At 69.3% G+C, this 8,633-nt stretch carries 9 protein-coding genes; 6 read left to right on the top strand and 3 right to left on the bottom strand.

Features of this window, described 5'->3' with window-relative positions; translation table 11 throughout:
• Window positions 1–19: 19 nt before the first annotated feature.
• The gene (locus FPZ12_RS20485) at window positions 20–514 is read right to left on the bottom strand and encodes a PH domain-containing protein (protein WP_150980421.1); all 495 of its coding nucleotides are present in this window, start codon (window positions 512–514) and stop codon (window positions 20–22) included.
• Window positions 515–819: 305 nt separating this feature from the next.
• On the opposite strand from FPZ12_RS20485, the gene FPZ12_RS20480 reads away from it, so the two are divergent.
• The 4 genes from FPZ12_RS20480 to FPZ12_RS20465 all read left to right on the top strand — a co-directional run bounded on the left by FPZ12_RS20480 (window position 820) and on the right by FPZ12_RS20465 (window position 4,571).
• The gene (locus FPZ12_RS20480; protein ID WP_144747309.1) at window positions 820–2,670 is read left to right on the top strand and encodes an acetolactate synthase large subunit; all 1,851 of its coding nucleotides are present in this window, start codon (window positions 820–822) and stop codon (window positions 2,668–2,670) included.
• Window positions 2,667–3,173, top strand: coding sequence for an acetolactate synthase small subunit (ilvN, locus tag FPZ12_RS20475; protein ID WP_144747311.1), 507 nt, complete (start codon window positions 2,667–2,669; stop codon window positions 3,171–3,173). The genes FPZ12_RS20480 and ilvN overlap by 4 nt, the downstream gene beginning before the upstream one ends.
• Before the next feature lie 32 nt (window positions 3,174–3,205).
• A complete protein-coding gene (gene ilvC, locus FPZ12_RS20470; RefSeq protein WP_144747313.1) occupies window positions 3,206–4,219 on the top strand; it encodes a ketol-acid reductoisomerase in 1,014 nt (337 codons plus the stop codon).
• A 79-nt stretch (window positions 4,220–4,298) separates the two neighbouring features.
• Window positions 4,299–4,571 (top strand): DUF397 domain-containing protein, encoded by a 273-nt coding sequence (locus FPZ12_RS20465; protein ID WP_144747315.1) that lies wholly within the window; start codon window positions 4,299–4,301, stop codon window positions 4,569–4,571.
• On the opposite strand, the gene FPZ12_RS20460 is transcribed toward FPZ12_RS20465, so the two are convergent.
• Window positions 4,568–5,407, bottom strand: a complete 840-nt coding sequence (locus FPZ12_RS20460; RefSeq protein ID WP_144747317.1) for a nuclear transport factor 2 family protein — start codon at window positions 5,405–5,407, stop codon at window positions 4,568–4,570. The two genes, FPZ12_RS20465 and FPZ12_RS20460, sit on opposite strands and share 4 nt — an antisense overlap.
• A 34-nt stretch (window positions 5,408–5,441) precedes the next feature.
• Window positions 5,442–6,308, bottom strand: a complete 867-nt coding sequence (locus tag FPZ12_RS20455; RefSeq protein ID WP_144747319.1) for a TIGR03620 family F420-dependent LLM class oxidoreductase — start codon at window positions 6,306–6,308, stop codon at window positions 5,442–5,444.
• Window positions 6,309–6,390: 82 nt separating this feature from the next.
• Between FPZ12_RS20455 and FPZ12_RS20450 the strand changes: the two genes are divergently transcribed.
• Window positions 6,391–6,963 carry a TetR/AcrR family transcriptional regulator gene (locus FPZ12_RS20450; RefSeq protein WP_144747322.1) on the top strand — a complete coding sequence of 191 codons (573 nt, stop codon included), beginning with the start codon at window positions 6,391–6,393 and terminating at the stop codon, window positions 6,961–6,963.
• A gap of 69 nt (window positions 6,964–7,032) precedes the next feature.
• On the top strand, window positions 7,033–8,631 hold the full coding sequence (serA, locus tag FPZ12_RS20445) for a phosphoglycerate dehydrogenase (protein WP_144747324.1): 1,599 nt from the start codon (window positions 7,033–7,035) through the stop codon (window positions 8,629–8,631).
• The last annotated feature ends 2 nt before the right edge of the window (window positions 8,632–8,633 follow it).

Below are 8,633 nucleotides of genomic sequence, written 5' to 3'. Positions count from 1 at the left end.
GCCAACACGCGGGCGGGCCTCACTGCTGTTCGGACTTCTCCGGCTCTTCGGCGGGCTTCTCTTCAGCGGGCTTCTCTTCGGCCTGCCCGGCCTGCTGTTCGTTGAGGTCGTCGACCAGGCCCGTCGGGTCCTTCACGCGGCCGTTGCTCACCAGCGACAGCACCGGCAGATGCCGCGCGCGCACCGTGGGCAGCGCGATCGTGCTGTCGTCGCTCAGCACCGCGCGCACCTTCGCGCGCTTGGTGATCGAGAACCCCTTCAGCGCGTCCCACGGCAGTTCGCGGTGCCCGAACATGGTGCGGATCGCCAGCCCCTCCGGGGTGGCGACGGTGCGGGTGCGGATGACGAAGACGATCAGCCCGAGCGGGATCACGTACATCGCCCACAGACCGGGCACGTCCGCGAACGCCGCGGGCGCCATGCACACCATCGCCCCGAAAATGGCGAGCAGGGCGATCAGGGGAATCCGGAAGACCGCTTTCCGGCGCTTCCGCAGCTGTTCTGTCTCGGCCACCACACGATGGTGCACCGCGCGCGTGAGGAGCGGAAAGGCGGGGCTTCCTACAACGGGGAGTCCGACAGTAGGGCTGCCCAGTATCCGGGATCACGATCCCAGTGAGTTGACACCGTTCGCGGGCATTCGTTAACGTCGTTGCCGTGACACCGCAGACCGGCCTTGTACTTTCCCAGCGCGTCGACGCGTAGGGAAGCACACCCGCCTGCGTCGACGCGCGACCCTCGTGCGACCTCTTGGTCGGCGAGGGTTTTTTGTTGCCCAGACTGACAAGCCCACGAACGAGTGACCACGAGGCAGAACTGATGACAAGCGCCACCTCGCGTTCGGAACCGAAGGCAGGCCCGACCCCGGCACCAGGGTCCACGGCCCGGCCCAAGCCCACCCCGCCCGCCGGCACGCCGGTACGGGTCACGGGTGCGCAGTCGCTCGTGCGCGCGCTCGAGTCGGTCGGCGCCGAGGTCGTGTTCGGGATCCCGGGTGGCACCATCCTGCCCGCGTACGACCCGCTGCTCGACTCGACGAAGGTGCGGCACGTCCTCGTCCGCCACGAACAGGGCGCCGGGCACGCCGCCACGGGGTACGCGCAGGCCACCGGCAAGGTCGGCGTGTGCATGGCCACGTCCGGCCCCGGCGCGACGAACCTCGTCACCCCGCTGGCCGACGCGAACATGGACTCGGTGCCCGTGGTCGCCATCACCGGGCAGCAGACCCGCCCGCTGATCGGCACGGACGCCTTCCAGGAAGCCGACATCTGCGGCATCACGATGCCGATCACCAAGCACAACTTCCTCGTCAAGGACCCCGCCGACATCCCGAGGGTGATCGCCGAGGCGTTCCACCTCGCCTCCACCGGGCGGCCGGGGCCGGTGCTGGTCGACATCCCGAAGGACGTGCTCCAGGAGCAGACGTCGTTCTCGTGGCCGCCGGAGATGCGGCTGCCGGGCTACCGCCCCACGCTGCGCCCGCACGGCAAGCAGGTGCGTGAGGCCGCGCGGCTGATCGCCGAGGCGCGTCGCCCGGTGCTCTACGTCGGCGGCGGCGTGATCAAGGCGCGGGCGTCCGAGCAGCTGAAGCGGCTGGCGGAGCAGACCGGGATCCCGGTGGCCACCACGCTGATGGCGCGCGGCGCGTTCCCCGACTCGCACCCGCAGCACGTCGGCATGCCCGGCATGCACGGCTCGGTGCAGGCGGTCGCGGCGATGCAGCGCAGCGACCTGCTGATCGCGCTCGGCGCGCGCTTCGACGACCGGGTCACCGGGCGGCTCGACTCCTTCGCCCCGGACGCCACCGTGGTGCACGCGGACATCGACCCGGCCGAGATCTCCAAGAACCGCAAGGCTGACGTGCCGATCGTGGGCGACTGCGCGGAGATCATCGAGGAGCTGATCGAGGCCGTCCAGGCCGAGACCGAGCGCCTCGGCAAGCCGGATCTGGGCCCGTGGTGGACGCAGATCAACGCCTGGCGCGAGACGTTCCCGGCCGGGTACGAGTGGCCAGCCGACGGCACGCTGTCCCCGCAGTACGTGATCGAGCGGATCGGCGAGCTCGTCGGCCCGGACGCGGTGTACGCCGCGGGCGTCGGCCAGCACCAGATGTGGGCCGCGCAGTTCATCAAGTACGAGAACCCGGCCACCTGGATCAACTCCGGCGGGCTCGGCACGATGGGCTTCGCCGTGCCCGCCGCGATGGGCGCCAAGTTCGGCGTGCCGGACAAGCAGGTCTGGGCGATCGACGGTGACGGTTGCTTCCAGATGACCAACCAGGAGCTGGCCACCTGCGCCATCGAGGGCGCGCCGATCAAGGTCGCGGTGATCAACAACGGCAATCTGGGCATGGTCCGCCAGTGGCAGAACCTGTTCTACGCCGAGCGCTACTCGAACACCGACCTCGGCACGCACAAGCACCGCATCCCGGACTTCACGCTGCTGGCGGAGGCACTCGGCTGCGCGGGGCTGCGCTGCGAGACCAAGGAAGAGGTCGACTCGGTCATCCGCCGCGCGATGGAGATCAACGACCGCCCCGTCGTGATCGACTTCGTGGTCGGCAAGGATGCCCAGGTGTGGCCGATGGTCGGCCCGGGCGCCGGTAACGACGAGGTCATGGCCGCGCGCGGCATCCGCCCGCTGTTCGACGACGACGAGGTGACCAAGTGACCAGGCATACGCTGAGCGTGTTGGTGGAGAATCTGCCCGGGGTGCTCGCCAGGGTCGCCGGGCTCTTCTCCCGCCGTGGGTTCAACATCGAATCCCTCGCCGTCGGACCCACGGAAAACCCCGAGGTGTCCCGGATGACGATCGTGGTCGCCGTTGAGGAGCTACCGCTCGAACAGGTGACCAAACAGCTCAACAAGCTGGTCAACGTCATCAAGATCGTGGAGCTCGAGGGCTCCACTTCGGTGCAGCGCGAGCTGCTGCTGGTCAAGGTCAGGGCCGACGCCACCGTGCGCAGCCAGGTGCTCGAGACCGTGCAGCTCTTCCGCGCCAAGGTGGTCGACGTCTCGCCCGAGGCACTGACCATCGAGGCCACCGGCACCGATGACAAGCTGTCCGCGCTGCTCAGGATGCTGGAACCGTACGGTGTCCGTGAGATCGTGCAGTCCGGCATGGTCGCGGTCGGCCGCGGCGCACGCTCGATCACCGCCACTTCACCTCGCTAGCCGAAAAAATCAGGAAGGAAGTTCTACCCACCATGCCAGCCGAAATCTTCTACGACGACGACGCCGACCTCACCCTCATCCAGGGCAAGAAGGTCGCGGTCATCGGTTACGGCAGCCAGGGTCACGCGCACGCGCTGAGCCTGCGCGACTCCGGGGTGGATGTGCGCATCGGCCTGCCGGAAGGCTCGAAGTCCCGTGCCAAGGCCGAGGAAGAGGGCCTGCGGGTGCTCACCCCGGCCGAGGCCGCCGCGGAGGCCGACCTCATCTCCATCCAGGCGCCCGACACCGTGCAGCGCACTGTCTACGCCGAGGACATCGCCCCGAACCTCAAGCCGGGTGACGCGCTGTTCTTCAGCCACGGCTTCAACGTGCGCTACGGCTACATCACCCCGCCCGAGGGCGTCGACGTGGTGCTGGTCGCCCCGAAGGGCCCCGGCCACCTGGTCCGCCGCCAGTTCGTGGACGGCAAGGGCGTGCCGAACCTGGTCGCCGTGGAGAAGGACGCTTCGGGCAACGCGCTCGCGCTGGGCCTGTCCTACTCCAAGGGCATCGGCGGCACCCGCGCCGGCACCATCAAGACCACGTTCACCGAGGAGACCGAGACCGACCTCTTCGGCGAGCAGGCGGTGCTGTGCGGTGGCACGTCGCACCTGATCCAGGCCGGGTTCGAGACCCTCGTCGAGGCGGGCTACCAGCCGGAGATCGCCTACTTCGAGGTGCTGCACGAGCTCAAGCTGATCGTGGACCTGATCTACGAAGGCGGCATCGCCCGCCAGCGCTACTCCTGCAGTGACACCGCCGAGTACGGCGACCTGACCCGCGGCCCGCGCGTGGTCAACGCCGCGACCAAGGCGGAGATGAAGAAGATCCTGGGCGAGATCCAGGACGGCAGCTTCGCGAAGGAATGGGTCGCCGAGGACGACAACGGCCGCCCGAACTTCCTCAAGCTGCGCCAGGCGGGCAAGGACCACCCGATCGAGGAGGTCGGCGCCAAGCTGCGCGGCCTGATGTCCTGGGTGGACCGTCCGATCACCGAAACCGCCTGATCACAACGGGTGTCCTGGCCACCTCCGGTGCATCGCGGTGCACCGGAGGTGGTTTGTGGACGGTGGTTAGTCTGACGCCATGTCTGAACCCCAGGGTGCGATCGACGACAAATTCGGTGTCCGAGACGTACTCGATCTGGAAACCGCGCGCTGGCAACGAGCCGAGCCCGCCGGGGAGACCATCGAGGACGCGCTCGAATTCGCTTTCGTGCCGCACACCGACGGCCTGACGTACACCGCGCTGCGGAAGTCGTCCGAGCCGGACGGCACGGTGCTCATTTTCACGCCTTCGGAATGGGACGCGTTCGTGGCCGGCGTCCGCGACGGCGAGTTCGACCTGCCGGAGAACTAGAGAAGTGGTGCCACGCCTTGGTCCGCGGCGGCCAGGGCCAGGTGGTCTCCGTAGTCGCGGGATTCCGCGATCAGGTTTCCTTTGATCCGCAGCACGAAGATGTTCGACGCGACGAACGGCCGCGTGCGGCGGCCGACGTAGGCGAACTCCGCGATCACCACCTCCGGGTCGAGCCCCCGATGCAGGACCAGACCGCGCACGCCCATCCCGGCCCCGCGCGCCGGCGCGAAATGTGCCCGCAGCTCCTCCCGCCCCTTCAGCGGCGGTGAGTCGATGCCGAACGGATGCGTCACATACGCGTCCTCCGCGTAAAGTCCCGCGGTCTCCGCTCCCTTTCCCAGGGTGACACCGAGCAGTAGCTCCTCCACGACTTTCCCGCGGGTGTCCGTCGCGGAAGGCGTGAAGTCCGGGGCCAGCTCGGGCATCGGGTTGTTCTCGTACAGTTCCGCCAGCTCGCCGAGGCCGTCGCTGGCCGCGGCCATGCGATAGAAGTCGTGGTAGTCCCGGGAATGCGTGATGAGCCCGTCGCGCACCCGCAGCATCTGGATGTTCGCGCTGGTGAAACCGGGTCCGTCGTAGGTGTATTCGGCGACGATCACCTCCGGATCGGTCGTCTCGTGCACCACCACGTCCCGCGCGCGGAGTTCGATGGCCGAGCCCATCGCCGTGAAGCGCTGGGCCACGGCGGCGCGTCCTGTCATGCGCGCGCCCGCCGGCGGACGCTGAGGGTGTTCGACCACGGTGTCCTCGGCGTAGAGCTCGCCCAGTTCACCCCAGCGCCCGCCGGAGATGCCTTCGCTGAGCCGGCGGAAGACGTCGGCGGGGGAGTCGTTCATGCCGCCCAAGATACGGACTGGAGACTCCGTTTGTCTACCCCAGCAGGGCGGGAGCGAGCCGTTCCAGCTGGTCGGCGGTGCCGGTCAGCGTGTCCGCCAGCGGGGTGATCAGCACCTGGTCCGCGCCCGCGTCGAGCTGTTCGCGCACCCGTTTCGCGATCGCTTCCTCGTCGCCCCAGGCGACCGCGGCGTCGACGAGCCGGTCCGAAGTGCCGTCGAGGTCGTAGCCGAAATCCCGCCACGCCTTCGGATACGCGCTCGCCCCTTCGGTGAGCACGAACCGGACGAAGGGCCGCGCGATTTCCCTGGCGCGCCGCGGATCCGGCTCGAGCAGCACGGTCTGGTGCGGCACGAGCAGCTTGTCCGGCCCGAGGATCTCCCTGGCGGAAACCGTGTGCGCCAACGGCATGAAGAACGGGTGTGCACCGTCGGCGGCATCCCTGGACAGCGCAAGCATCTTCGGCCCGATCGCGCCGAGCACCCGCCGGAACGGCCGCGCCGGCGGGTTGAGCGCGGCCTCTTCGTCCATTCGGGACAGATAGTTCTTCATGAGTGTCAACGGTTTCCGGTACTGCTCGCCGAGGCTCTCGGCCTGGAACGGGTGCCCGATCCCGATGCCGAGCACGAACCGGCCGGGGAACGCCTCGGCGAGCGTGCGCCCGCCCGCCTGCATCGTGGGCGCCGGGCGCGCCCATAGGTTCGCGATCCCGGTGCCGATGGTGAGCCGTTCGGTGGCCGCGAGCGCGATCGCCGATCGTGCCATCGCGTCCTTGCCGCCGACCTGTTCGCCGATCCACGCCGATTCGTAGCCGAGCCGGTCTATGCGGCGCAGCTGCTCGCGCTCCTCCCCGGCATCGGTGAGCCGGGCCCCGTAGAGCCAGACTCCGACCTTTCCCCGCATGCTGCTCTCCTTAACGTGAGGGTGCCTCCGCTTGAGTGTAGCGGAGGTTGCCTCCGATTTGTCGAGGCTATTCTTGGCCGCGATGACCAGCGCGAACCCCAAGGCCATGCGAGCCGACGCCCGCCGCAACTACGAACGCCTGCTCGAGGAGGCGCGGCGGGCCTTCGCCGAGCGCGGGATCGACGCGTCGCTGGAGGAGATAGCGCGGCGGGCCGGGGTCGGCATCGGCACGCTGTACCGGCATTTCCCCACCCGCGAGGCCCTGCTCGAAGCGCTGCTGCGCGAGCGGTTCGACGCGCAGGCCAAGGCCGCCGACGACCTGCTCGGGCACCCGTCGCCGATCGACGCGCTCAAGGCGTGGGCGATCGAAATGGGCGAAGCGTCGACCGTCTACCGGGGCCTGACCGACGCACTCGCCGACGCGCTCGCGGACGAGACCTCGCAGCTGTCCCGGTCGTGCCACGGGATGCGGGAGAGCGCCGGCCATCTGGTCGAGCGGGCCCGCGCGGCGGGGGAGCTGCGCGCGGACGTGACAGCGCCGGAAGTGTTGCTGCTGGTGCATTCCGCGGCCTGGGCGAGCGAGCACGCGGCGGGCGGGAAGCCTTCGCTGGCGCGAGTCGTCGATCTTGTTTTCCGCGGGTTGCGCGCCCGTTAACAGCCCGCCTGAACAGCGCGACTAGACTTCGGGGGCATCCACGGCCGCGTCTTCTTTGGGAGTCCCATCGTGACCAACCCCAGCAAGCCCGTCGTTCTTATCGCCGAAAAGCTGGCACCCTCCGTGCTGAGTGTTTTCGGTGACGAGGTCGAGGTCCAGCATGTGGACGGTACCGACCGTCCCGCGCTCCTCGAAGCGGTGAAGGGCGCCGACGCGCTGTTGGTCCGATCCGCCACGAAGGTCGACGCCGAGGTCTTCGCGGCGACGAACCGGCTCAAGGTCGTCGCCCGCGCCGGCGTGGGCCTGGACAACGTCGAGGTGCCCGCGGCCACCGCCAAGGGCGTGCTCGTGGTCAACGCACCCACCTCCAACATCGTCTCGGCCTGCGAGCACGCCATCGCGCTGCTGCTCGCGGTCGCCCGCCGCGTCCCGGCCGCCGACCAGAGCCTCCGCGGCGGCGAGTGGAAGCGCAGCGCCTACAGCGGGATCGAGCTCCAGGGCAAGACCATCGGCGTCGTCGGGTTCGGCAAGATCGGCCAGCTGTTCGCGCAGCGGCTCGCCTCCTTCGACACCACGATCATCGCGTACGACCCGTACGTCTCGGCCGCGCGCGCCGCGCAGCTGGGCGCCGAGCTGGTCAGCCTCGACGAGCTGCTCTCCCGCGCCGACGCGATCTCGATCCACCTGCCCAAGACGCCGGAGACGGTCGGCCTGATCGACGCCGAGGCGCTCAAGAAGACCAAGCAGGGCGTGATCATCGTGAACGCCGCGCGCGGCGGTCTCATCGACGAGGAGGCGCTGGCGGACGCGATCCGCAGCGGCCACGTCGGCGGCGCGGGCATCGACGTGTTCGTCAAGGAGCCCACCACCGAGAGCCCGCTGTTCGAGCTGCCGAACGTCGTGGTCACCCCGCACCTTGGCGCCTCCACCGCCGAGGCGCAGGACAGGGCGGGCACCGACGTCGCCTACTCGACGCTGGCCGCGCTGCGCGGGGACTTCGTGCCGGACGCGGTGAACGTCGCCGGCGGCGGCCGGGTCGGCGAGGACCTTCGCCCGTACCTCCCGCTCACCCAGAAGCTGGGCACCGTGGTTTCCGCGCTGAGCTCGAAGGCCCCGTCGTCGGTCACCGTCACCGTCAGCGGCGAGCTCTCCACCGAGGAGGTCGGCGTCCTGCAGCTGGCCGCGCTGCGCGGGGTGTTCTCCCGCGTGGTCGAGGACCAGGTCACGTTCGTCAACGCGCCGCAGCTGGCCGAGGACCTCGGCGTCAGCGTCGAGCTGGTCACCGAGTCGGAGAGCCCGAACTGGCGCAGCCTGGTCACCGTGCGCGCCGTGCACGAGGACGGTTCGACGATCTCCGTGTCGGGTTCGGTCACCGGCAAGGGCGAGGTGCAGAAGCTGGTTTCGGTCAACGGCCGCAACTTCGACATCCGCGCCGAGGGCAACATGCTGCTGCTGGAGTATCCGGACCGGCCCGGCATCATGGGCCGCGTCGGCACCCTGCTCGGCGAGGCCTCGGTGAACATCGAGGCGGCGCAGATCAGCCAGACCACCGACGGCACCGACGCGGTCATGCTGCTCCGCGTGGACCGTGAGGTCGACTCCCATCTGCTGGAGCCGATCGGGGCCACCGTCGGCGCCCGCACGATTCGCGCCGTGACCTTTTCCTGACC

The sequence above is a fragment of the Amycolatopsis acidicola genome (genome assembly GCF_007713735.2).
GTDB lineage: Bacteria > Actinomycetota > Actinomycetes > Mycobacteriales > Pseudonocardiaceae > Amycolatopsis_E > Amycolatopsis_E acidicola.
Note: the sequence above shows the minus strand (reverse complement) of the source record. Positions and strands in the feature narration are given on the sequence as shown.